This window comes from Acidimicrobiia bacterium (genome assembly GCA_012959995.1).
Classification (GTDB): domain Bacteria; phylum Actinomycetota; class Acidimicrobiia; order Acidimicrobiales; family MedAcidi-G1; genus MedAcidi-G2B.
Map to the genome: position 1 here is coordinate 100312 of DUCC01000002.1, position 22573 is coordinate 122884.

The 22573-nt window shown below is 55.8% G+C and carries 25 protein-coding genes; 12 read left to right on the plus strand and 13 right to left on the minus strand.

Annotated features, from left to right (window positions below; genetic code table 11):
- The first annotated feature begins 59 nt into the window (after positions 1-59).
- Positions 60-1859, plus strand: coding sequence for a phosphoenolpyruvate carboxykinase (GTP) (locus EYQ49_00565; protein HIG24370.1), 1800 nt, complete (start codon positions 60-62; stop codon positions 1857-1859).
- Between the two features lie 147 nt (positions 1860-2006).
- On the opposite strand, the gene EYQ49_00570 is transcribed toward EYQ49_00565, so the two are convergent.
- The 4 genes from EYQ49_00570 to EYQ49_00585 are packed head-to-tail and all read right to left on the minus strand — an operon-like array spanning position 2007 to position 5246.
- Positions 2007-2393 carry a hypothetical protein gene (locus EYQ49_00570; GenBank protein HIG24371.1) on the minus strand — a complete coding sequence of 129 codons (387 nt, stop codon included), beginning with the start codon at positions 2391-2393 and terminating at the stop codon, positions 2007-2009.
- 37 nt (positions 2394-2430) lie between these two features.
- Complete coding sequence (locus EYQ49_00575) at positions 2431-3249, minus strand: GlcNAc-PI de-N-acetylase (GenBank protein HIG24372.1); 819 nt, start codon at positions 3247-3249, stop codon at positions 2431-2433.
- A gap of 2 nt (positions 3250-3251) precedes the next feature.
- A complete protein-coding gene (locus EYQ49_00580) occupies positions 3252-4385 on the minus strand; it encodes a CoA transferase (protein ID HIG24373.1) in 1134 nt (377 codons plus the stop codon).
- A 15-nt stretch (positions 4386-4400) separates the two neighbouring features.
- On the minus strand, positions 4401-5246 hold the full coding sequence (locus tag EYQ49_00585; protein HIG24374.1) for an alpha/beta hydrolase: 846 nt from the start codon (positions 5244-5246) through the stop codon (positions 4401-4403).
- Positions 5247-5304: 58 nt separating this feature from the next.
- Between EYQ49_00585 and EYQ49_00590 the strand changes: the two genes are divergently transcribed.
- Positions 5305-5739, plus strand: a complete 435-nt coding sequence (locus EYQ49_00590; protein HIG24375.1) for a GNAT family N-acetyltransferase — start codon at positions 5305-5307, stop codon at positions 5737-5739.
- Between the two features lie 46 nt (positions 5740-5785).
- Complete coding sequence (locus tag EYQ49_00595; GenBank protein ID HIG24376.1) at positions 5786-8077, plus strand: ATP-dependent DNA helicase UvrD2; 2292 nt, start codon at positions 5786-5788, stop codon at positions 8075-8077.
- On the opposite strand, the gene EYQ49_00600 is transcribed toward EYQ49_00595, so the two are convergent.
- The 3 genes from EYQ49_00600 to EYQ49_00610 form a co-directional block, all read right to left on the minus strand.
- The gene (locus tag EYQ49_00600) at positions 8074-8418 is read right to left on the minus strand and encodes an MmcQ/YjbR family DNA-binding protein (protein ID HIG24377.1); all 345 of its coding nucleotides are present in this window, start codon (positions 8416-8418) and stop codon (positions 8074-8076) included. The two genes, EYQ49_00595 and EYQ49_00600, sit on opposite strands and share 4 nt — an antisense overlap.
- Before the next feature lie 39 nt (positions 8419-8457).
- Positions 8458-9240, minus strand: a complete 783-nt coding sequence (gene xth, locus EYQ49_00605) for an exodeoxyribonuclease III (GenBank protein ID HIG24378.1) — start codon at positions 9238-9240, stop codon at positions 8458-8460.
- A gap of 90 nt (positions 9241-9330) precedes the next feature.
- On the minus strand, positions 9331-9972 hold the full coding sequence (locus tag EYQ49_00610; GenBank protein HIG24379.1) for a haloacid dehalogenase: 642 nt from the start codon (positions 9970-9972) through the stop codon (positions 9331-9333).
- Positions 9973-9980: 8 nt separating this feature from the next.
- On the opposite strand from EYQ49_00610, the gene ettA reads away from it, so the two are divergent.
- Both ettA and EYQ49_00620 read left to right on the plus strand, forming a co-directional pair.
- A complete protein-coding gene (ettA, locus tag EYQ49_00615; protein ID HIG24380.1) occupies positions 9981-11714 on the plus strand; it encodes an energy-dependent translational throttle protein EttA in 1734 nt (577 codons plus the stop codon).
- On the plus strand, positions 11714-12064 hold the full coding sequence (locus tag EYQ49_00620; protein ID HIG24381.1) for a hypothetical protein: 351 nt from the start codon (positions 11714-11716) through the stop codon (positions 12062-12064). The genes ettA and EYQ49_00620 overlap by 1 nt, the downstream gene beginning before the upstream one ends.
- On the opposite strand, the gene cysC is transcribed toward EYQ49_00620, so the two are convergent.
- From cysC to cysD, 3 genes are read right to left on the minus strand one after another with little or no spacing between them, the layout of a single operon-like run.
- Complete coding sequence (cysC, locus tag EYQ49_00625) at positions 12050-12646, minus strand: adenylyl-sulfate kinase (protein ID HIG24382.1); 597 nt, start codon at positions 12644-12646, stop codon at positions 12050-12052. The two genes, EYQ49_00620 and cysC, sit on opposite strands and share 15 nt — an antisense overlap.
- 1 nt (position 12647) lies before the next feature.
- Positions 12648-13904, minus strand: a complete 1257-nt coding sequence (cysN, locus tag EYQ49_00630; protein ID HIG24383.1) for a sulfate adenylyltransferase subunit CysN — start codon at positions 13902-13904, stop codon at positions 12648-12650.
- A complete protein-coding gene (gene cysD, locus EYQ49_00635; GenBank protein HIG24384.1) occupies positions 13904-14818 on the minus strand; it encodes a sulfate adenylyltransferase subunit CysD in 915 nt (304 codons plus the stop codon). The genes cysN and cysD overlap by 1 nt, the downstream gene beginning before the upstream one ends.
- 72 nt (positions 14819-14890) lie before the next feature.
- Between cysD and EYQ49_00640 the strand changes: the two genes are divergently transcribed.
- Genes EYQ49_00640 through EYQ49_00660 form a run of 5 tightly spaced genes read left to right on the plus strand, consistent with a single transcriptional unit; the run spans position 14891 to position 19629 of the window.
- On the plus strand, positions 14891-15658 hold the full coding sequence (locus EYQ49_00640; protein ID HIG24385.1) for a 3'(2'),5'-bisphosphate nucleotidase CysQ: 768 nt from the start codon (positions 14891-14893) through the stop codon (positions 15656-15658).
- 2 nt (positions 15659-15660) lie between these two features.
- Positions 15661-16320: an endonuclease NucS gene (nucS, locus tag EYQ49_00645; GenBank protein HIG24386.1), complete on the plus strand. Its 660-nt coding sequence runs from the start codon at positions 15661-15663 to the stop codon at positions 16318-16320.
- Positions 16321-16358: 38 nt separating this feature from the next.
- Positions 16359-17762, plus strand: coding sequence for a hypothetical protein (locus tag EYQ49_00650; protein ID HIG24387.1), 1404 nt, complete (start codon positions 16359-16361; stop codon positions 17760-17762).
- A gap of 27 nt (positions 17763-17789) precedes the next feature.
- Positions 17790-18989 (plus strand): NAD(P)/FAD-dependent oxidoreductase, encoded by a 1200-nt coding sequence (locus EYQ49_00655; protein HIG24388.1) that lies wholly within the window; start codon positions 17790-17792, stop codon positions 18987-18989.
- A gap of 40 nt (positions 18990-19029) precedes the next feature.
- The gene (locus EYQ49_00660) at positions 19030-19629 is read left to right on the plus strand and encodes a phosphatase PAP2 family protein (protein HIG24389.1); all 600 of its coding nucleotides are present in this window, start codon (positions 19030-19032) and stop codon (positions 19627-19629) included.
- 20 nt (positions 19630-19649) lie between these two features.
- Here EYQ49_00660 and EYQ49_00665 read toward each other — a convergent pair whose 3' ends face one another.
- The 3 genes from EYQ49_00665 to EYQ49_00675 all read right to left on the minus strand — a co-directional run bounded on the left by EYQ49_00665 (position 19650) and on the right by EYQ49_00675 (position 21750).
- Complete coding sequence (locus tag EYQ49_00665) at positions 19650-19841, minus strand: hypothetical protein (protein HIG24390.1); 192 nt, start codon at positions 19839-19841, stop codon at positions 19650-19652.
- Between the two features lie 89 nt (positions 19842-19930).
- Entirely contained in the window at positions 19931-20896 is a 966-nt protein-coding gene (locus EYQ49_00670; GenBank protein ID HIG24391.1) for an LLM class F420-dependent oxidoreductase, read from the minus strand.
- Positions 20897-20952: 56 nt separating this feature from the next.
- On the minus strand, positions 20953-21750 hold the full coding sequence (locus EYQ49_00675; GenBank protein HIG24392.1) for a thioesterase family protein: 798 nt from the start codon (positions 21748-21750) through the stop codon (positions 20953-20955).
- A gap of 85 nt (positions 21751-21835) precedes the next feature.
- On the opposite strand from EYQ49_00675, the gene EYQ49_00680 reads away from it, so the two are divergent.
- Both EYQ49_00680 and EYQ49_00685 read left to right on the plus strand, forming a co-directional pair.
- The gene (locus tag EYQ49_00680; GenBank protein ID HIG24393.1) at positions 21836-22015 is read left to right on the plus strand and encodes a hypothetical protein; all 180 of its coding nucleotides are present in this window, start codon (positions 21836-21838) and stop codon (positions 22013-22015) included.
- Entirely contained in the window at positions 22012-22536 is a 525-nt protein-coding gene (locus EYQ49_00685; protein ID HIG24394.1) for a nuclease, read from the plus strand. The genes EYQ49_00680 and EYQ49_00685 overlap by 4 nt, the downstream gene beginning before the upstream one ends.
- The last annotated feature ends 37 nt before the right edge of the window (positions 22537-22573 follow it).

The window sequence follows — 22573 nt, forward strand, 5'->3', positions numbered from 1 at the left end:
CAGAAGTCACACCCCTCAAAGCGCGCCAACCCACTTTTTGGCGACTAGGAATAGGGGCGATGACTTCACCTACTGAAAATCAAAAACTTCTTGACTGGGTAGCCCATTGGGCCGAAATTTTTGATCCCACCGATATTCACTGGTGCGATGGCACAGCCGAAGAAGCAGATCGTTTAGCCAGTCTGCTCGTTGAATCCGGTACTTTTGAGCGCCTCAACGACGACCTGCGCCCCAATAGTTATCTCGCCCTTTCTGACCCCGGAGACGTAGCTCGGGTTGAGGACCGTACGTATATTTCTTCTCCAGAAGAAATCGATGCTGGCCCCACCAACAACTGGCGCCAACCCGACGAACTCAAAGAAGAAATGCTGGGGCTCTACCAAGGGGCCATGAGCGGGCGCACCATGTACGTGGTGCCTTTCTCTATGGGGCCGCTGGGTTCTCCTATTGCTCACATTGGGGTGCAACTTACTGACTCGCCTTACGTGGCGGTCAACATGCGCATCATGACCCGCATGGGTCAACCGGTGCTTGATGTTTTGGGCAGCGGCGACTTCGTTCCCTGCTTGCACTCCGTAGGCGCTCCGCTGGATGAAGGCGACGTCGATGTCCCTTGGCCTTGCGACGCCGACAACAAATACATTTCGCATTTCCCTGCCACTCGAGAAATCTGGTCTTACGGATCGGGCTACGGCGGCAACGCTTTGCTGGGTAAAAAATGTTTCGCTTTACGTATCGCTTCGACCATGGCCCGTGACGGTGGCTGGTTGGCCGAACACATGCTTATTTTGTCTTTGACTTCCCCGGAAGGCGTAAAACGCTACGTCGCGGCGGCTTTCCCCTCTGCCTGCGGCAAAACCAATATGGCCATGCTGGTGCCTACCCTCCCCGGGTGGACCGTCGAAACCATCGGCGACGATATTGCGTGGATGAAGTTCGGCGACGACGGCCAGTTATACGCCATCAACCCCGAAGCAGGTTTTTTCGGGGTAGCCCCGGGCACCTCAAACAAAACCAACGCCAACGCCATGGCGTCCATCGCCAGCAACTCGATTTTTACCAACGTGGCCCGCACCCCCGAAGGCGATGTCTGGTGGGAAGACATGACCGAAGAAACTCCGCCACACCTGACCGACTGGCGAGGCCAGCCCTGGACCCCGGACTCCTCCACGCCGGCCGCTCACCCCAACGCTCGTTTTACCGCTCCAGCGGCCCAATGCCCTTCTATCGCCCCCGAGTGGGAAGACCCAGCCGGAGTGCCGATTTCGGCCGTTTTGTTTGGCGGGCGTCGGGCTTCGAACGTTCCATTAGTCACCGAAGCCCGCGACTGGGATCACGGGGTATTTTTAGGGTCGGTCATGAGTTCAGAAAAGACGGCCGCCGCGGCGGGCACCGTGGGCGAAGTACGGTTTGATCCGTTCGCCATGTTGCCTTTCATGGGCTACAACGTGGGCGACTACATCAACCATTGGTTAAGCATTGGTGCTCAAGCCGACCCAGAAAAACTGCCGAGAATGTTTTGGGTCAACTGGTTCCGCAAAGATGCCGACGGCAGCTTTTTGTGGCCAGGCTTTGGCGAAAACAGCCGAGTATTAAAATGGGTGCTGGAGCGCATTGACGGCACGGCGGGTGCCACCGAAACCCCTATCGGTAACGTGCCCACCGCCGCTGATCTTGACTTAAGCGGCCTTGACCTTGACGACGGCGACCTCAGCGAGTTGCTGTCGGTAGATGCCGAAGCTTGGGCTCACGAAGTGGCCTTAATTGAAAACCATTTCGCTTTCATCGGCGAACGCTTACCTCAAGCCATGCTGACCCAACTCGAAAACCTTCGCTCCCGCCTCGCCCAACAGGCCTAACCTCTCCTCTTTTTTAGCCACCCTCCGCCCCCCAAACCCCGTCATGTGGTCTCAGAGACGACATGACGGAGGCGAGGTAAAAGGCAAGGTCAGGGGTGGAATAAGATTTTTGGGGCGGATTTTTTTGAGCGCAGAGTGTGGCTGCTTTTAAACAGCGCTTACCAACATGGCGCGAATGCCCAAACCCATGAGAAACAGCCCGGCCCCGCCGTACAACAAATGCCGGTAAGGACGCATGGACTGGCGATAACTGTAAACAATGCCCACCGTTATCAACGCCACAAAACCGTAGAACAAATGAAACTGGGGAGGCTCAATATCTTGGCCCGCTACCAAACCCACACCAAGCGTCACTTGAACCGCCACCGAAAACTGCACCAGCGCCACAAACCACCACAAAGCTCGACCACGCAAAGACTCCACCCGATGAGCAGCCAGCGACCACAAGCCCGCCAGCCCATTTCCGATAACCATGATCCAAGCAAAAGCCTCGTGGGTATCTCGCAAAGACGCCATAACAAGTAAAGAACTCATGCAGCCATCATGCCTGAAGAACCGTCCAGCCCCACGCTTAGTTCAACAACAAATCAGTGCGGTGCGGTTCCCCAACAACCCGAGGCCGCCCCGGGTCGACAAACCATTCCGTACCAAAAGCCGCTTCGTAACGAGCATCCAACGGAGCCAAGAAAAACGAATCCGGAGCAACCTGGCTGGCGTGAGCCGCAATAGCCGCCCGTTTACGCTCCAGCACCTCGGTCACCACAATGCCGTGAGTAATTTCAGCATCAGGCAGACCAAACAAATCATCGGTTAACCGTTCACTGCGCTTAGCCAAATCAGCGTCCGGCTCTTGCCCCACCTCGCTGACCTCACCCATGGCTTCGGCCACCACCGAACGCACAATGTCACGATTCATAGTCACCCAACGCAAACGCACCCCATGTTCGGCCGCCCAACGGGTGCCCACCCGATGCACCTGAATATGGTCCGGGTGGCCGTAGCCGCCATGAGGGTCGTAAGCCACCAACAAATCCACCGCCTCATCAGCCAACAAAACATCAAGACGATCCACCGCTTCGCTCTCCTCAGCCTGCCAAAAACACGCCGGGTTTTCGCTGCTGGGCGACCCAATCATGCCGCTGTCTCGGTAATCCAAAAAGGCCACCCGGGCCACCCCAAGCAAATCTGCCGCAGCCTGCACCTCTTGCGAACGCCGCTCCCCCAACTCTTCGCCGTCGCTCAACACCTCAGGCACCGGCTCACCTTCCTCGCCTCGCGTGGCGAGAACCAACAACACGCGGTGGCCCGCCGCAGACATTTTGATCATGGTCCCCGCCGTAGCCAAAGCCTCATCATCGGGATGGGCATGAAAAAACACCACGGTGGCCATGATTAAGCCACCGCCCCCGAAGCCCGCAAGGCCTCTACGTCTAAACCCGCCTCAACCAAAATCTCATCAGTGTGCTGACCGGGGTGTGCCGGCGGCCGAGAAATAGCACCCGGAGTCTCACTAAAACGAGGAGCCGGCCCCGGTTGGGTTAAACCCGCCGACTCCACAAAAGTCCCCCGCTCCACATTATGGGGGTGGACAACCGCTTCATCAATAGTCAAGACCGGGGCGTAACAAACATCGCTGCCCGCCAAAATAGCGTCCCACTGATCACGGGTTTTGGCAGCAACCACGGTGGCTATTTCTGCTTTCAACGCTGGCCACTGCGTTTGATCAAATTGCGGCGCAAAACGCTCCGAGTCAAGCCCCAACTTTTCTACCATCTCGGCGTAAAACTGCGGCTCAATAGACCCCAACGAAATATACGAACCGTCAAGGCACTGATACACATCATAAAAATGGGCACCTGTGTCGAGAGTATTTACCCCTCGCTCTGGCTTATGCAAACCGGTCGCTAAAAAACCGTGAAAGAACCCCATGAGACTGGCTGCTCCGTCGACCATGGCAGCGTCTACCACCTGGCCCTGCCCGGTAGAGCGCGCACTGAACAAAGCACACACCATGCCAAAGGCCAAATACATACCACCCCCGCCAAAATCGCCCACCAAGTTCAAAGGCGGCACCGGACCCGAATCAGCTCGCCCCATGTGGGCCAAAGCCCCCGCTAAAGCAATGTAGTTAATGTCGTGACCGGCGGCCGAAGCGTACGGGCCCTCTTGGCCCCACCCGGTCATACGGCCATAAACCAGCGCTGGGTTACGGGCCAGACATTCCTCCGGACCCACCCCCAAGCGTTCCGCTACCCCAGGACGAAAACCTTCAAAAATCATGTCGGCGCCTTCTACCAAAGACAACAACACCTCAACACCTTCGGGCGATTTGAGATCTACCCCAATGCTGCGCCGACCCCGCTCGATCACCCCAACCGGCGGCTGGCTCGGGTCGCCGCCTTTTACTGCGCCGGCACGATCAACACGGATCACCTCGGCGCCCATGTCGGACAGCATCATCCCGCAAAAAGGCCCCGGGCCAATACCCGCTAACTCAATTACTCGCACCCCATCTAAAGCACCCATGCTGCCTCCTTGGCTCTAGTCAACTCGGTGAGCGTCGCAGCGCAGCGCATGCTCAGAAATCGCTTCAATCAAAAATGGCCAAGAACCAGGCGGTAGGTCATGTCCCCAACCATCGACCAGTACAAAGTCGGCACTAGGAATAACCTCTGCCGTGCGGCGCCCTCCACTTTGGTCAATCAGTGTGTCGGCCCCGCCGTGAATTACCCGGGCAGGCACGGCGATAGTGGCTAATTGTTTTTCACGGTCCCCGTGGGCCAGCGCAGCCCCCCATTGGCGGTTAAATGCCTCTTGAGATTGCGGCGAGCGTTCGGCGTAAGCCTCAAACGTGCCCCGCACCAAATCTTCATCGTGCCAGGCTGGGCTAGCCCACAAGCGGCGGTCAGTAAGATCTTTTTCTACTCGAGCCTCCTGAGTTCCTGGCGTTGGTGCCATCATGGCGGCCATGGTTTCTCCCGTGGGTTGCCCAAAATCACGGTTCCCAGTATTGGAACCCATAGACACCAAACTTCGGCATCGTTCAGGGTGATCAACCGCCACCGTCTGGGCCACCATGCCGCCCAAAGAAAACCCCACGATGTGCGCGTCCGCTACTTCAAGGTGGTCGAGCAACCCAACAACGTCGGCGGCCATACCGGACAGTGTGTACGCCGACCCTTCCGGAAATTTCGTAGAGAGGCCACTGTCTCGAGAATCAAAACGAACCACCTGAAAACCTTGAGCGGCCAAACCAGTACAAAACCCTTCCTCCCACAACAGCAACTGGCTCCCTAAACCATGCAACAGAACCAGGGTGGGGTCTTCGGGGCGGCCAAAAAGTTCGTAACATATTTTTACGTCGGGGCTTACTTGAGCGAAAGGCATACCCCATCATCCGAGGAAACCGCCCCTCACAGCAAACCGGGGCGGATAACGTCGGGGTATCGAGATATTTGACCAACCTTTTTCGGCGCTCAACACCACCACGCTTTACGCCTTGCTGCGCCTACGTTTTGAAGTATTTGTGCTCGAACAGCAGTCATTTTATTTAGACACCGACGGTCGAGACCTCGAACCAGAAACCCGCCACCTTTGGATTGAGGACCAAAACCAAATAGTGGCTTACCTACGCTTGCTGGCCGACGGCCCAGACGGGCACTGCATTGGGCGGGTAGTGACCGCCCCCCAAGCACGGGGCAAAGGCTTAGGTGCGCTGTTGGTTAACCACGTAGCGTCTACCACCAGCGGGCCGCTGACCCTCAATGCTCAAGCCTATTTAGCGGATTGGTACCTTTCTTTAGGGTACGAAGCCACCGGCGAGGTCTTCGACGAAGAAGATGGAATACCTCATTTACCGATGGCTTTAAAGCGCCTTTAATCGTTTAACGGCTGAGGCTGTCACTCCCCCTAGGTAAGGTGCTTTCATGGCACCAGACGAGAACACCTTGCATCTTGACGAATCGTCGAACGCCGATGCCCTTTTGGTGGGCCTCAACGAGGAACAACATTTAGCGGTCACCACCGATACCACACCACTGGCTATCCACGCTGGGGCCGGCTCCGGCAAAACACGGGTACTCACCCATCGCATTGCTTGGCGATCCGAAACCGGGCGAGAAGACCCTCGCCGGGTCATGGCCCTCACCTTCACTCGCAAAGCCGCAGCTGAACTACGTCACCGTTTACGCCGGTTGGGGCTACGCGACCAAGTGGCCGCCGGCACCTTCCACGCCATTGCCCTCGCTCAACTTCGCAACTGGTGGCAAGACAACGGGCAAAAAGAACCCGAGTTGTTGACCAGAAAAGTTGGTTTTATCGCTCCTTTGCTGCCTCGTGATCGCCGAACCACCGATGCCCTCGATGTCACCACCGAAATCGAATGGGCCAAAGCACGGCGCATTCGCCCGGAGGCTTATGCCTCGTTGGCCGAAGAAATGAGCCGCAACGTCCGCATGGCACCAGCCATCATTGCCAGCATTTATCACGAATACGAGGAACTCAAAACAAAACGTTCCATGGTCGATTTTGATGACTTGCTCGAAAACTGCGCTAAAGCTATCCGCAGCGACAAGGCATTCGGCAACGCTCAACGTTGGCGTTTCCGCCACTTCTATGTTGATGAGTTTCAAGACGTGAACCCCTTGCAGATGGCTTTGCTGACCGCATGGTTGGGGGGGAGCAATGACCTGTGCGTGGTGGGCGACCCTGACCAAGCCATCTACGGTTGGAACGGCGCCGAAGCCGACCATTTGGTGCGCTTTACCACTCACTTCCCCGACGGCCAGGTCATCGATTTGCATCAGAACTACCGCAGCACACCACAAATTTTACGTACGGCCGCATCCGCCCTGGTGGGGCGCCCCCCGTTGTTAGCTAACCGGCCGAGCGGTTCTACCCCCACAGTTGCTGTTCATGCCGATGACCAGGCCGAAGCGCGAGCCATTGCCCAATCGGCCCGCGACAGTAAAGGCCCGGCCGGCCGGTGGGCTGACCAAGCGGTACTGGTACGCACCAATGCTCAAGCCGAAACCATGGCCACGGCACTCCGGCAAGCACAAATCCCGGTACGTACCCGAGCCGGCAGTGGCCTAATGGACCGGGCAGACATCAAAGGCGCTCTCACCATGGTGGGGCGCAGCAAGCGGCCACTTAACGAACACCTCGGTGACTTGCGCTCCGGTGACCTGCCGGCCGACCTTAACGATGCCCAAGAAATTGAGAGTGCACGAGACTCCGAACGAGCAAACGCTTTTGCCGAACTACAGCACCTGGCCCACGAGTATCTGTCGCTTGACCCCGGTGGCACCGGTACCGGTTTCGTTACGTGGGCGCGTGAACAAGCCCGCACCCATCAGGACGACTCAATTGATGCGGTGGAGATCGCTACCTTCCATGCGGCCAAAGGTTTGGAATGGCCCATTGTGCACGTGGCGGGGGTGGAACAAGGGTTGGTCCCCATTGGTCATGCTCGAGATACAAAGTCGAGGGCCGAAGAACGCCGCCTGCTTTATGTGGCTTTAAGCCGGGCCAAAGACCATTTGCATATTTCGTGGGCCGCCGAGCGTCGCTTTGGCGAAAAAATGTCTCGCCGTCAACCCTCTCCATGGTTAGAAGATGTTGAGTTCGCCATATTGAACTTAGATCAACCGCTCGAAAAAGCGCAGCAAGCTCAACGAGTAAAACAAGTGCGCCAACAAGTGAGCCGAGAACAAGAAACCGATTCACCGGTATTGGACGCTTTAAAAACTTGGCGAAATGACTTGGCTCGTGCCAACGACGTTGACCCATGGAAGGTGTTTAATAACGCCACGTTGGAGGCTTTGGTAGCACTTTGGCCCACCGAGCAAGAGCAGTTGCTGGCTGTTTCGGGTATTGGCCCGTTCAAAGCCGATCGCCACGGGAAGACTTTACTCGACATTCTGAGCCGCTTTGAACGTCCAGATATTCCCGAGCCTTCTGCGCCGGTAGCCAAGAAAAAATCTGCTCCGCCCGCCGCACAAACAAACCCTGATCTTGCTTCAGCGTTAAAAAAATGGCGTATGGATCAAGCGACTGGTAAACCAGCTTTCACCGTATTTACTAATGCTTCACTGGACCAACTGGTGGCTCAGCGGCCAACTACTGAAGAAGAGCTGTTGGCCATCACCGGGATCGGGCCAGGCAAGGTGGCTCGTTTCGGTGAATCTTTGTTGAGTTTTTTAGCGCAGCAGCCTTAGCCTTCGAAGGTTTTTATGGCGCGTTTGGTGGCTACCAAACGCCAAGCAGCTTCCACTATTTCTGCTACCTCTGACCAGTCCAACTCCACGTCGAGGCGCAAACCGACCCATCCGCTGGGGCCCAGATAAGGCGGTATGAAAAATCTTTCCGGCTCTTGATCTACTAACTCGGCTTGCACCCCGGGTGCTGCTTTAAACCACAAGGTGGGGCGACCGTCTTTGGGGTGCTCGTGTAAATTTACAAAAGCGGTGCGTGAGGTCACCCCAAAGGTTGGCATGCCGTGGTTGATGCGTTCATCAACTTCCGGCAGAGCTAAACAAATTTTCCGCAGGGCCACCAAGTAACGATCTTCGGGAAATCGGCTGGGGTGCCCCACCGGTCAACCCACCAAGAAATCTGCGACCACCGGAGCATGGTCTGAAGGTTTTTCGCCTTTGCGTTCGTTACGGTCCACCACCACGAAATCCGTTTTTGTGGCCAGAGCGTCCGAGGCCAAAACTAAATCGATACGCATTCCATGTTTTTTGTAAAAGGCTCCGCCTCGATAATCCCACCACGAGAACAACCCGGGTTGATCATACTTTTGTCGGAAAACGTCAACGAGGCCAAGGTCGATCAGTCTCTCTATGGCTTGACGTTCTGGCGGGGTGACATGAGTGAGCCCTTCGAGGGCGGCGGCGCTCCAAATATCTCGGTCGTCGGGGGCCACGTTGAAATCCCCCACGATGGCGATGGGGTCGGTTTCTGGGTTGGTGTTGGCCACGAGGTCATCATGTAGACGAGTAAGCCAATCCAGTTTGTAGTGGTAGTGGTCGTGGCCCACTTCTCGGCCGTTGGGCACGTAACAGGTCGCTACCCGCACTCCCCCGCAGGTGGCCCACAAGATACGGGCATCGGGGTCGGGGTCGGAGCGGCCGTCGAGGAACCCGGATCGCACGTCATCAAGTCCAACTTTGGAGATAATAGCTACCCCATTCCACCGGCCTTCCCCGTTATGAGCAGACTCATAGCCGAGGGCGGTGAAGGCTTCATGAGGAAACGCTTCTTCGGTCATTTTGGTTTCTTGGATGCACAGCACGTCGGGTTGCACGGCTTGAATCCATGCTTCTACTCGCCCCAGTCGGGCTTTTAACGAGTTGACGTTCCAGGTGACGATACGCATGGAAAAAACTTAGCACGGCCGACAAAGAGCGGCACGACCCACTTCTCTGCTCATTTTTTTCATGAGAAACCTTCAATTCCGAACCTGGGGTCAGACCCCAGGTTCGGAATTGGAGAGATCGAAACCGACCACGGCGGCTAGTTCTGCTAAGGCTTGGGCAGGGTCGGTGACCTTTATGGTGGTCATGCCCATGGCTCGAGCGGGCTTGAGGTTGACCCCCAAGTCATCGAGAAATACGCACTCTTCGGGAAGAACCCCCAGACCTTGGCAAGCCATTTCGTAAAACCCTGATTCCGGCTTGCGCACACCAACCACACTAGATTCCACCACCAAATCAAAAAGTGCGAGAACTTCAGCTTGTTCTCCCCCGTGATGGGTTTTTGACATAGACACGGTGTTGTTGGTCAACAAAGCCAGTGGCAAACGGGTTTTGATTATGCGTAAAGCTGCCACCATTTCTGGCCGCAACTCGCCTTGTAAACACCCCAACACTCGGCGGGCGCTAATCTCAATACCCAAAGCCAACGCTTCAGCTTCGAAGAGTTCACAAAATCCTGCCTCGTCCAACTCGTTGCGTTCCATCAAGGCCCAAGCGTTGCCGTCGGGGTTTTGCGTGTTGATAAAACGCACCGTGTCCGGCGGTAGCCCGGCCTCGTTTTCGTAAAGAGCGAAGGCGTCAAAAGGGCTGGTCAAGATCACCCCGCCGAAGTCAAATAACACTGCTTTTATCATGAACCGAAATGCTAGACCATCAGCCGGTAGCCTCAGCGGTCGTGAGCGCACAATTTATTTACACCATGCAAAAAGTCAGTCGGTACTACCCGCCGGACAGAGACGTACTCAAAGACATCACCTTGGCTTTCTATCCCGGAGCCAAAATTGGTGTGCTGGGGTCAAACGGTTCCGGCAAATCGTCTTTGCTAAAAATCATGGCTGGGCTTGACGATGGGTTCACCGGCGAAGCTCGTTTAACCGATGGTTTCACGGTGGGACTTCTTGAACAAGAACCCCATCTTGACGAAAGTAAAGACGTCATGGGCAACGTCATGGATGGGGTGGGTGAGGTCGCCACCTTGCTTTCTCGTTACGACGAAGTGTTGGCCGCTTGGGCCGACCCCGAAGCCGACTACGAAAAACTCGGCGAAGACCAAGCAGCGTTGGAACGCAAAATCGAAGCCGCCGGCGCCTGGGACCTTCAGCGCACCATTGAGATCGCTATGGATGCCCTTCGCCTTCCGCCGGGAGATGCTTCCGTGGAGCACCTCTCCGGTGGTGAACGCCGACGGGTGGCTTTATGTCGTTTACTGCTCTCTCGCCCCGACCTGTTGCTACTAGATGAGCCCACCAACCATTTAGACGCCGAGTCGGTGGCTTGGCTTGAGCGCACTTTGCGTGACTACACCGGCACCGTCATGGCTATCACCCATGATCGCTACTTCCTCGACAACGTAGCTAGCTGGATTTTAGAGATGGACCACGGACGAGGCTTGCCTTTTGAAGGCAATTACTCCGGTTGGCTTGAGCAAAAAACCGATCGTTTGGTGGCCGAAGAAAAAACTGATTCCTCCCGACGCCGTACCTTAGAACGCGAACTGGAGTGGGTCCGTATGGCTCCCAAGGCTCGTCAAGCAAAGGGGAAAGCCCGCTTAGCGGCTTACGACCGATTAGTTGTTGAAGCCGCCGAAGCCGATCAACGCGACAATGCTTTACAGATCACCATCCCGGCCAACCAGCGTTTAGGCGACCAGGTCATAGAGGTGACCAATTTGTCTAAAGGGTTCGGCGATCATTTGCTTATCGATGACCTGTCGTTTACCTTGCCGCCGGCAGGCATCGTGGGGGTTATCGGCGGTAATGGTGCCGGAAAAACCACCTTGTTTCGCATGCTTACCGCAGCCAGCAACGGTGACGCCGACCCGGCGGCCAACCCCGACAGTGGCGAAATTCAAGTCGGCACTACCGTAGAAATGGGTTACGTCGACCAGTCGCGAGAATCCTTGGACCCCGAACGCACCGTGTATCAAGAAATCACCGATGATCATGATTTTATTCAGGTGGGAAAACGCGAGATGAACGGTCGGGCCTACGTGGCTTCGTTTAACTTCAAAGGGTCTGATCAGCAGAAAAAAGTCGGGAATCTTTCTGGCGGGGAACGCAACCGAGTGCACTTGGCCAAAGTGCTCAAAAGCGGGGCCAACCTGTTGCTGCTTGACGAGCCCACCAACGATTTAGATGTAGATACTTTGCGAGCCTTAGAAAGCGGCTTGGAGTCGTACCCGGGTTGTGCAGTCATCATTAGCCATGATCGCTGGTTTTTGGATCGAGTGGCCACCCACGTGTTGGCTTTTGAAGGCAACTCGCAGGTGCGGTGGTTTGAAGGAAACTTCAGCGAATACGAAGCAGCACGCAAGAAAGAACTCGGGAGTGAAGCCACCCCTACCCGCATGAAATACAAACCCCTTTCTCGAGGTTGATGGTGGCTGCCGTTGACGCTCGTACCCGCATTTTGGCTCCTCAGGTCATTCGAGGTGTTGCCCTTTTGCTTTGCGTGACTGGTATTGCTGGCATGATCGTCACCTCAATTGCTGACGATATTCCAGCGGCTCTTTCGTTTGGATTGCTGGGCGCTACCGGTGCGTTGGCGCTGCTTTTAGTAGGCGCTTTAGTACCGGCCATAGAGTCAGCAGCGTCTTTGAATGAGGCGTTAGCAGCCGAGGTCGAAGCGCAGGTTGAACGTTTACTGGCTGCGGGAGTTGATGAAACGCCGGTACGAGATTTAGTGCGTGATGCCGTGGATTTAGGTCGCCAGTCAGCTGGCGATTAGCGCCAATATCTGAGTAGCGGCGGCCACCGGGGCACCATCGGCCGGGGTTAACACCAGGTCAGGGTTTTCCGGGGCTTCGTAGGGGGCATCAATACCGGTAAATCCGGTGAGTTCGCCGGCCCGCACTTTGGCGTAAAGACCTTTGGGGTCTCGCTGTTCGCATACTTCGAGCGGGGTGTCAACGAATACTTCAAAAAACGGCACGCCGGCCGCTTGGTGAAGTTCTCGAGCCTGTTGGCGTCCTGCTCGAAATGGGCTGATTACCGGCACCAGCGCGACCAAGCCAGCGTCGCCCATGAGGCGGGCTACTTCAGCAACTCGCCGCACGTTCTCGGTACGATCTTGATCAGAAAATCCGAGATCTCCGTTTAGCCCGTGGCGCAGGTTGTCGCCGTCCAGCAAATAAGCGGGCTTCCCGGCCGCTATTAGCAGCCGCTCGCAGGCCACAGCGATCGAAGATTTTCCTGACCCTGAGAGGCCGGTAAACCATACAGTGGCGCCCGCTATCCCTAAAGCGCTTTTGCGTTCGTCTCGGCCAAAGCTGCCTGCGTGCCAGACCACCCCGGGGCTGTGTTGGCCCACTTTAAGCTCCGCTCCCGACGATCATGCCAGCGGCCACCGTGGCGTTGCTGGCTTCGTCGATCAACACGAAAGAACCGGTGTTGCGGTTGCGTCGGTATTCGTCAAAGAACAGAGGCTGGGTGCTGCGGAGGGTTACGCGGCCTATTTCGTTAAGACCTAACGATTCTGGAGACATCTGCCGATGCAAAGTGTTTACATCTAGCTGGTATTGCAGGTCGGTGACCATGACCCGAGCGGTGCGGGTGGTGTGTTTTATGGCCAATTTCATGCGGGGGGTCAAAGGCTTGGTGTCGGACATCCAGCACACCATGGCTTGCAGGTCTTGCCCGGCATGGGGTTGGTTGTTGGGGCGGCAAATCATATCGCCCCGTGAAATGTCAATATTGTCGGTTAAGCGCAAGGTGACCGACATGGGTCCGAATGCTTCATCAATCGGGCCATCGAAAGTATCTATGGAGGCCACCGTGGAGGTAAACCCGCTGGGTAGCGCCATCACCTCGTCACCGGGTTTGAATACGCCACCGGCCACCGTGCCGGCATACCCCCGGTAATCGTGGTGTTCGTTGGTTTGGGGGCGAATCACGTATTGCACAGGGAACCGAGCATCAATGTGGTTGCGGTCGCTAGAAATATGTACTTGTTCAAGGTGGTGCAGCAACGGCGACCCTTGGTACCAAGGCATATTTTCTGACCGGTCCACCACGTTGTCGCCGTGTAGGGCCGACATGGGGATGAAGGTCAGGTCGGCAACGTCTAGTTTCATAGCGAAGTTACGGAACTCTTCTTTTACTGTTTCGAAGGCTTTTTCGTCGTAATCCACTAAATCCATTTTGTTTATACAGACCACCAAGTGAGGAATACGCAGCAGCGACGCTAAAAAAGCGTGGCGTCGCGATTGTTCTACTACTCCGTGGCGGGCGTCAATGAGTACCAAGGCCAGGTCGGCGGTGGAGGCTCCGGTGATCATGTTGCGGGTGTACTGGGTGTGCCCTGGAGTGTCGGCAATTATGAACTTGCGTTTCGGGGTGGCGAAATAACGGTACGCCACGTCGATAGTGATGCCTTGTTCGCGTTCGGCACGCAAACCGTCGGTCAATAAAGCCAAATTGACTTGTTCGTTGCCCATCTGCTTAGAGGTAGCTTCTATGGCTTCCATTTGGTCTTGGAAGATGGATTTTGTGTCGTAAAGCAATCGCCCGATCAGGGTGGACTTGCCGTCATCGACACTTCCTGCGGTGGCGAAGCGGAGAAACTCCATTAGAAGTAGCCCTCCTTTTTGCGGTCTTCCATAGCCGCTTCAGAAACTCGATCGTCGGCTCGGGTGGCTCCCCGTTCGGTTATGCGAGTAGTGGAAACTTCTTCAATAATTTCTTCTATGGTTTGTGCTTCAGATTCCACTGCTCCGGTGCAACTCATGTCGCCGACGGTGCGGTAGCGCACCATGCGGGTCTCTACTTCTTCTTGGTCGCTGCGAGTCACATAGGGCGACTCCGACAGCCACATGTTGTCGCGAGAAAACACAGGGCGTTGGTGAGCAAAATACACACTGGGTATCTCGATGTTTTCTCGCTGGATGTACTGCCAAATATCGAGTTCTGTCCAGTTAGATATAGGGAACACTCGAATGTGTTCGCCTTGATTTAAGCAACCGTTGTAAAGGTTCCAAAGTTCTGGCCGCTGATTTTTTGGGTCCCATTGGCCGAAGTCGTCACGAAACGAGTACACCCTTTCTTTAGCTCGGGCTTTTTCTTCGTCGCGGCGGGCACCACCGAACAAAGCATCAAAACGATGTTCCTCAATGGCGTCAAGCAAGGTGGTGGTTTGTAGTCGGTTGCGGCTGGCTCGTGGGCCGGTTTCTTCGGTGACCCGACCATCATCTATGGCTTGTTGCACCGAGGCCACCACGAGGCGAGCGCCGGTTTCTTCTATCCGACGGTCCCGGTAGTCCAAAACCTCGGGGAAGTTATGCCCGGTATCTACATGCATCATGGGGAAAGGCAGGCGCGCCGGCCAGAAAGCCTTCTGCGCCAGGTGCAGCATGACGATGGAATCTTTCCCGCCAGAAAAAAGCAAGCAGGGTCGTTCGAACTCTGCCGCTACTTCTCGAAAGATGTGGACTGACTCTGCCTCAAGTTGATCAAGATGGCTGAGTTCGTATGTGGTGATGGTCATAAAGTTAGTTTTCTCTAAATTGCCGGCGCTCTTCCACAGGTTAGGCCATTTTATCTGCCATGATCACCCATGATGGATTTTACCGATGACCATATTTTTGCTGCACAATTAGCGGCCAGCGCTGGAGATCTTCTTATTGAGGTGCGCCAAGAGTTGGCGGACCAGGAAACCCAGGTTATTAAAGACCAAGGAGATCAACGCTCGCACGATTTTCTCATGCAGGCTTTGGCCCAAAACCGCCCTACCGATGGGGTGCTTTCTGAGGAGGGTTCCGCTCACTCAGTGCACCCACTACGGGAGAATTGTGAACGGGTGTGGATCATTGACCCGGTGGACGGAACCCGCGAGTACAGCGAACCGTTGCGCACCGACTGGGCCGTTCATGTGGCCCTCGCCGTAAATGGCCAACCAGTAGTAGGCGCCGTGGCCTTGCCTGCTTTAGGCCTTACGTTGTCAACTGCTACGTCGCTGCCCCTCGAACCCTTCGGCCCGGTGCCGGCGGCTCCTCGAGTGGTGGTGAGTAGGTCTCGCCCACCAGCCGTAGCGTTAGCCGTAGCCGAAGCCTTAAACGGCGAGCTGGTTGAGATGGGTTCGGCGGGCGCTAAAGCCATGGCTGTGGTACGCGGCGAAGTTGACTTGTATGTCCATGCCGGTGGCCAATACGAATGGGATAACTGTGCTCCGGCCGCCGTGGCTTTGGCCGCTGGGTTGCATGTTTCTCGCCTTGATGGTTCGCCGCTTACTTATAACCACTCCGATCCTTGGCTTCCTGATTTACTTATTTGCCGTACCGAACTGGCATTAACTGCTTTAGCGGTTTTGGCCGAGCACCAGGAGTAACTGTGCGTCTTGTTATTGCTCGTTGCACCGTTGATTACCAAGGCCGTCTCAACGCTCACCTTCCCGAGGCGGTGCGCCTCATCATGGTCAAAGCCGATGGGTGTGTGGCTATTCATGCTGACGGTGGGGCTTTTAAGCCGTTGAATTGGATGAATGCCCCGAACCGCCTTACTGAAGAGGACGGGTTTTGGCGGGTTACCAACCCGAAGGATGAAACGCTCATCATTACTTTGCATGAGATTTTGAGCGATACCAAACATGACCTTGGTGTTGACCCTGGCCTACAAAAAGATGGGGTAGAAGCCCATTTGCAAGAGTTGTTGGCCGCTGACCCCACCACCATGGCCGATGGTCTGCGCTTGGTGCGGCGTGAGTTTCCTACGGAAATAGGCCCGGTGGATTTGTTGTGCCGCGACGCAGAAGGAAACGCCGTAGCTATTGAAGTGAAGCGGCGAGGAGAAATTGATGGGGTTGAACAACTCACTCGATATCTCGATTTTTTGAATCGTGACCCTACTTTGGCACCGGTTCGCGGCATTTACGTGGCGCAAGAAATTAAGCCTCAAGCCAAAGTGTTGGCCGAAGATCGCGGCATCGACTGGGTAGTGGTGGATTACGACGAGTTGCGGGGCATGGAATCTGACGTGCTCAAACTGTTCTGACCACTTCACTTCCCTGCCTAGCCACTACGGTCGGTTAGGTGATTAGACGTCAGGGCCAACGCTGGGCCTCTTCGCCAGGCTTCGGGCGGCGTACCGGCTTTTTTGTCGGTGCCACGGCTTTAGCCATGGCTCTGGCCGGTGGTCTTTTTCTTTTACGTAACGAACCGGCACCAGAGATTCTTTCTGTTCCCGCTACGACCACCACGACCTCTACCTCAACCACCACTACCACCACCACCGTTGCGCCGACCACCACCCTCTCTGCCCTTGAAATACAAAAGGCCCAAGAAGGTCTTGCAGCCTTGGCCGCCAACGGTTTTTTAGTGCTTAGCGAGGCCGGTGCCCAGATGGTTTCGGCGGAAGAAGTGCGTTCTTGGCTGAGCCTTGATGGCCTCGTTTTACAAGTTGATGTTTCTCTTGTTTCTGCTTTTCTTGAACAATCTTTTGCGGATGTTTTCGTCACCGGTAACGACGTTTGGCTTTCCGCGACAGAAGATGGTTCTCTTGAGACATCGCTTAGCAAGCCTGACCAGGTCTGTTGCCACCCGGATATGGCAGGCCAAGTGGCCGGTCACCTTCTTGATGGCCTCAGTTACGGGACGGTGGATTTACGTCAAGAAGACCGTCACTACAGCCCAGAATGGGTTGCCCAAACTGGCTCTACCCACCTCATTGGCGAGTTCACCACTTACTACCCGGCGGGTCGCCCACGAGTCACCAATATTCATCGCATTGCAGAACTCACCCGCTACACCGTGGTTGAGCCCGGTGACTCTTTCTCGCTAAACGACCATGTTGGCCGGCGGACAATTGAAAATGGTTTTGTTGCAGACGGTTCCATCGTTTACGGCGTGATGGTTCAAGCAGTAGGCGGCGGCATTTCTCAATTCGCCACCACCATGTTTAATGCGGCCTTTTTTGCTGGTCTAGAATTTGAGTCCTACCAAAGTCACTCCATTTATTTTCGCCGCTACCCCTACGGACGTGAGGCCACCATTTCGTGGGGTTGGCCAGACCTAAAGTTTAAAAACATCACCCCCTACCCGGTAATTATCTGGACATCAGTTACCCCTGATTCAGTAACCGTTCAGTTGTATTCTCAGCCTTGGGTAACTGGCCAACAAACTGCTCAGTGGTCAACCTCGGTTGGTGTGGAATGCACCAAGGTGACAACCGAACGCTCCCGCACTTGGCAAGAAACTGGTGCGATCACCATTGATCATGTCACGGCCAAGTACCGGCCGGAAGGGTTGAACTGCGATGGGACACTCTCTGACCCAGAGGCTTGCTTATTTGACCCGGAGGCCCCGGTAGAACTTGACCCCCGTTGCCCAAACTACGACCTCTCCACAACCACCACGACGACTACCACCACGACGACTACCACCACGACGACAACCGAACCCCCGGCCACCCCTACTACTGAATTGCCGGCGGAGTAGTCGCTCAAAAGGATTACCCTCCTCGCCATGCAGGTTGATGTAGCAATTGTGGGTGGTGGGCCCGCCGGGTCGGCGGCCGCTATCACCTTGGCTCAAGCCGGTCGGTCGGTTTTGCTGATCGATAAGGCCATTTCACCCCGAGACAAATGCTGCGGTGATGGCCTCACTGCCTTAGCGCTGCGCCTCAGCGAACAACTCGGCCTTGACCCCGCCACCTTAAGCAACTGGCAAACTGTAGATCGGGCTATTTTGCATTGGGCCGACGACCGCACCGCTAATTGTCCGCTTCCTCAAAATAGTGGGCAGTTTGCCGCAGCGGTCCCTCGGTCCGAATACGACCATGCCTTACTTAATTTAGCTAAAAGGGCAGGAGCGACGGTTAAAGAGGGCCATTCACTCACTGCTCTTTCGCTTGACAATAACGGTGCGGTGTTGACCGTTGATGGCCTTGACCCCATTGCAGCAAGGTCGGTTATTGCCGCTGACGGCATGTGGTCAGCCACCCGTCGTTTGCTTGATTTGGGTGAGAAAAATTATCGTGGAGATTCGCATGGTTTTCGCCAGTATGTAAGCCAGGTCGGCCCGGCAGCGCGGGATTTACATATTTGGTTTGAACCCGACCTTCTGCCGGGCTACGCCTGGAGTTTTCCCTTGCCCAACCAGCGAGCCAACGTTGGTTTTGGTATTTTACGCGGCGGTCGTGTATCGGTAGGAGACTCGGGTCGCCTTTGGGAACAACTCATGGGTCGCCCTTCTATTCGTTCGGTCCTCGGGGACCAAGCGATACCAGAAGACCGGCGAACTGCTTGGCCTATTCCGGCCCGAATCACTACCGCCGTGCTCTCGCATGGCCCAGTACTTTTTGTCGGCGATGCAGCCAAAGCCACCGATGCTCTCACCGGAGAAGGCATCGGCCAAGCGTTGCTCACCGGCATACTCGCCGCCGAAAGCATCGTGGCGCATCAGGAACGCTCCGAAATTGCTCTGGCTTACCAAAACACGGTACGTCAACATCTGGCAGCAGATCACCGGATGTCGATCGCTTTGCAGCGCTTGATAACCTCGCCGATGGCCACCCGGAACCTCTTGGGGTTAGTGGGCTCTACCGCATGGACGAGAAGAAATTTTGCCCGCTGGATGTTTGAGGACTACCCGCGGGCTTTGTTAACTACTCCTCGGCGCTGGCGGCCGGGGACTTTTTCGGCTCCCGGGGCTTACCGGAGTTAGAAAACTCGCCTTTGGTGCTTTCGGCTCGTACGCTTATGAAATGGCTGAAGTGCACCAAATGTTTCCTGCTGACCCGGCAGACGAGTTCGAACCAATGGAATCCTCCGTTGGTCACCCCTTGGGGCCGGTTGGAGATGCTTTAGATAATGCGGTGGACCGCCTTTGGGAGCCGTTAAGAGGGAACCCCACGTTGGATCGGGTTTTCTATACGGCCAGCGAGTTGGGCGACTTTAGCCTGCTCTGGCATATCGCCGGTCTTTCTCAGGGGCTTACCCGCCGCAACGGCCACCGGAGTACTGTGCGACTCGCCCTGGCCTTAGGTGCTGAGTCAGCGCTGGTTAACGGGGCCATTAAGTCCATGTTTCACCGTGAACGCCCGGTGCATGAAGAAGAGCGCCCACATAATCTGCGTCAACCTTTGACCAGTAGTTTTCCTTCGGGGCATGCTTCGGCGGCTTTTATGGCAGCCACTTTGTTGAGCGAGCGTTCGAAAACTAAACCTTTATGGTTTGGGGCGGCCGCGGTGGTAGCGGTTTCTCGCCTTCATGTACGCATTCACCACGCCAGCGACGTGTTGGTAGGTGCCGGCATCGGCTTGACCTTAGGCAAGGTCATCAAAACCCTGATGCCTCGCCGTTAAGCCAAGCTGAGGTCTCGTTTTTAGTTCAGCGGTGAAGCTTCAATATCTGCTTCGATGTCCGTTTCGGTGCTGGCGAGCAAAAGTCGAAGATCAAGCAAAAGGTCAGCAACTTCGGAAGTAGCCATAAGCTCTCGGCTTTTGGTGGTACCCAAGCCACGATCAATGATTGCTTTGAGTTCGTCGATGGTTACCGCATCTAATGTTTCGGTCATGTCAACTCCTCTTGGTTGGGTTCCTGTTCTGAGTTCACCATAGACCACCAGACGGCCAACGCGCGCTCAGCTATCCAAGAAAGATGTTTTTACTTTTGAGGAGCCAAAGAACGCATGGCCTCCAGGGGGTCAATGCCTCCAAAGGGCACGATGGCTAGCGCCGGAGTGGTTATTCCGTTGTCCATGTATTCAGCGATGCGGGCTCGGCATTGGTCGGGTGTTCCGTGTGCCACAAGGTCGTCAACGACTGACTCGGGGATCTCCGCTAACGCTCCTTTGCGGTCGCCGGCATCCCAACGTTCCCAATGGCTGCCCATTTCGTCGCTTCGTCCCATCCACTGGTGAAAGGCTTTATAAACCGGAACGTTTAAGTAGGCGGCGATGAGGTAGCGCGCCCCCGCCATTACTGCTTCTCGGTCTTCGCTGGGGCACACAAATATGCGGGCCACCACTTCACGGTCGGGGCCTTGTTCGTTGACAATGGCTGAAACTTTGGCTGCGTCTTTAGGAGAAAGCCAGTTAACGATGGCGCCGTCAGATTCGCGTCCCGCCAAACGGAGCATGCCTTCACGCAAGGCCGCTATCAGCAAAGTGGGTTGCTGCTCGGGGGTTATGGCTAAACGAAATCCCTTGATGTTAAACGAATCGTATTCTTCGGTGACTTTTTCGCCGGTGAGCGCCGCTTTAAGAAAACGCACCGTGTCGCGTACCCGTTGGTAGGGCGCTTCGAAGGGCACGCTGTTCCAGTTTTCGACAATTACGTTAGACGACGACCCGATGCCAAAGGCCACTCGACCCGGGGCGGCGTCAGCCAGGGTGGCTGCGCTTTGAGCCATCAAAGCGGGGCTCCGGGTGTAGGCCGGCAAAATGGCGGTTCCCAGACGCAACTCGGGGGCCCAGGCAGCAGCCAAGGCTAGGGGAGTCAAGCCATCAGCACCGTTTGATTCAGCGGACCACACATCGGTATACCCAAGGTCTACTAACTCTCGGTACAGCGCTTGCTGGCTATGGAGCGGGCCCGGAAGGGGGATGGTGATGCCGTAGGGAGACATGATTTTCCAAACATTAGACAGTGGGTCTTAGTATCTTGCCACGCCACGAGGGGCTGCGGTTAGTCGAGGCGGCGGTATTGACAGGTTTGGCTTGCTGTGGCCAAGAGTTCTCGGTTTTCTGACCACAGGTGCACCGTTCCGTGGGCGTACCCGTGGGTAAGGCTGCCGATGCGTACGTCTACCAGTATCCATTCGGTGGGCACCGGGTGTACAACCCGCAGGGTGTTGTCGAGGCTGCGTCCGCCACCGAGGCCGCCGCCCACGGCATCTCGGCCTCCCCAGGTTACGTAGTCGCCGAGCACCGCAAGAAAAGCCGGGTCTACCTCACGGTGGTCGGGCACTCGCACCCACATAGCGACGCGGCCGTCATCCATGGCCGGATCTTCTGGTTTAACGCGGCCACGTACTATGCGCCGCTCAAGATTGTTAGAAACCGAGCGCACATCTACCCGTTGGGGAAACACCGGACAGTCCAGGGGGTCGGGGGCTTCGGGAGGAGTAGCCCACACTCCAGATTTTCCTACGTCTCGACGACCGAGCGTGGCGAAAGCAGAAATAACTTCTCGTCCTTCGACTCGCCCCGTTACCCGGGCTTGGGTGGATTTATGTCCGACCGCCGTGAGTTCTACCTCAAGGTCAAGTTCATCGCCGGCTTGAGCGTGGGAAACGAATTGTCCGGTAATCCAAACCAGAGGGCGTTCTGCTGCGGATTCAAGCACTCGCACGGCCGCTGCCAACCCGGTACCGCCGAAGAGATTGCCGTTGCTGGAACATTCATCTTGGGTGAGCGGGAGTATCCAATGATTTTGGTTATTGCCCCGTTGAAGACGGTCATTAAGGTAGGGGTGGCGTTGCATCGGTTGATGATGCCTTCTTCAAGGGTTTTTGCCACTTTATGTACGCTTTTTCTTAATTGTCACACCCTTCGTTCATAATGAAGATATGAATGAACAACTCTATTTTTCACCGCTTCCTTCTTCCCGCTGGGGTCGTATTGACAAACGAACCCGGGCCATTGGTTTGGCGGGGGTCGCTCGAGCTCGAGCCGAGCTTCACCGACATCCCCACCCAGAGGCTGACCGGTTTCCCCCTAAACAGCCTGAAGAACCGAAAGTTTCATGAAGCAGCAAACCTTTTTTATTGGCCTCGTGCTGGCCGCCACGATTACTGTTCTTTCTTCCTGTGGGCAAAATTCTTCGCCCGCTGGGTTGGGCACGGTCGTCGGGGTTATTGACGGCGACACCGTGGCTGTGGCCTTAGGTGACACCACCGAATCTGTTCGCCTGTTGGGCATTGATACCCCAGAAACGGTGCACCCTAATCGACCTCCTGAATGCTTCGGAAAGGAAGCCTCTGCTCGCCTTGCCTTGTTGCTTCCACCGGGTACCGCTGTCCTCTTGCATCGAGACGTTGAACCCCGCGATCATTATGGTCGATTGTTGGCTTACCTTGAGCGCCTTAACGATGGCCTCAACATCAATTTGGTACTGGTAGAACAAGGCTTTGCTGCCTCGCTTCATATTGAACCCAACGATGGGATGCGCCGCGATCTTGAGGCAGCGGAGAGCCGTGCCCGAGCGGATCAGCGTGGGCTCTGGGCAGTTTGTAACGGAAACCATGTGCCACTAGAAAAGTTTGGGTGACCCGTGGTTTACCTCAAGGCTCTCTTCCGATACGGTT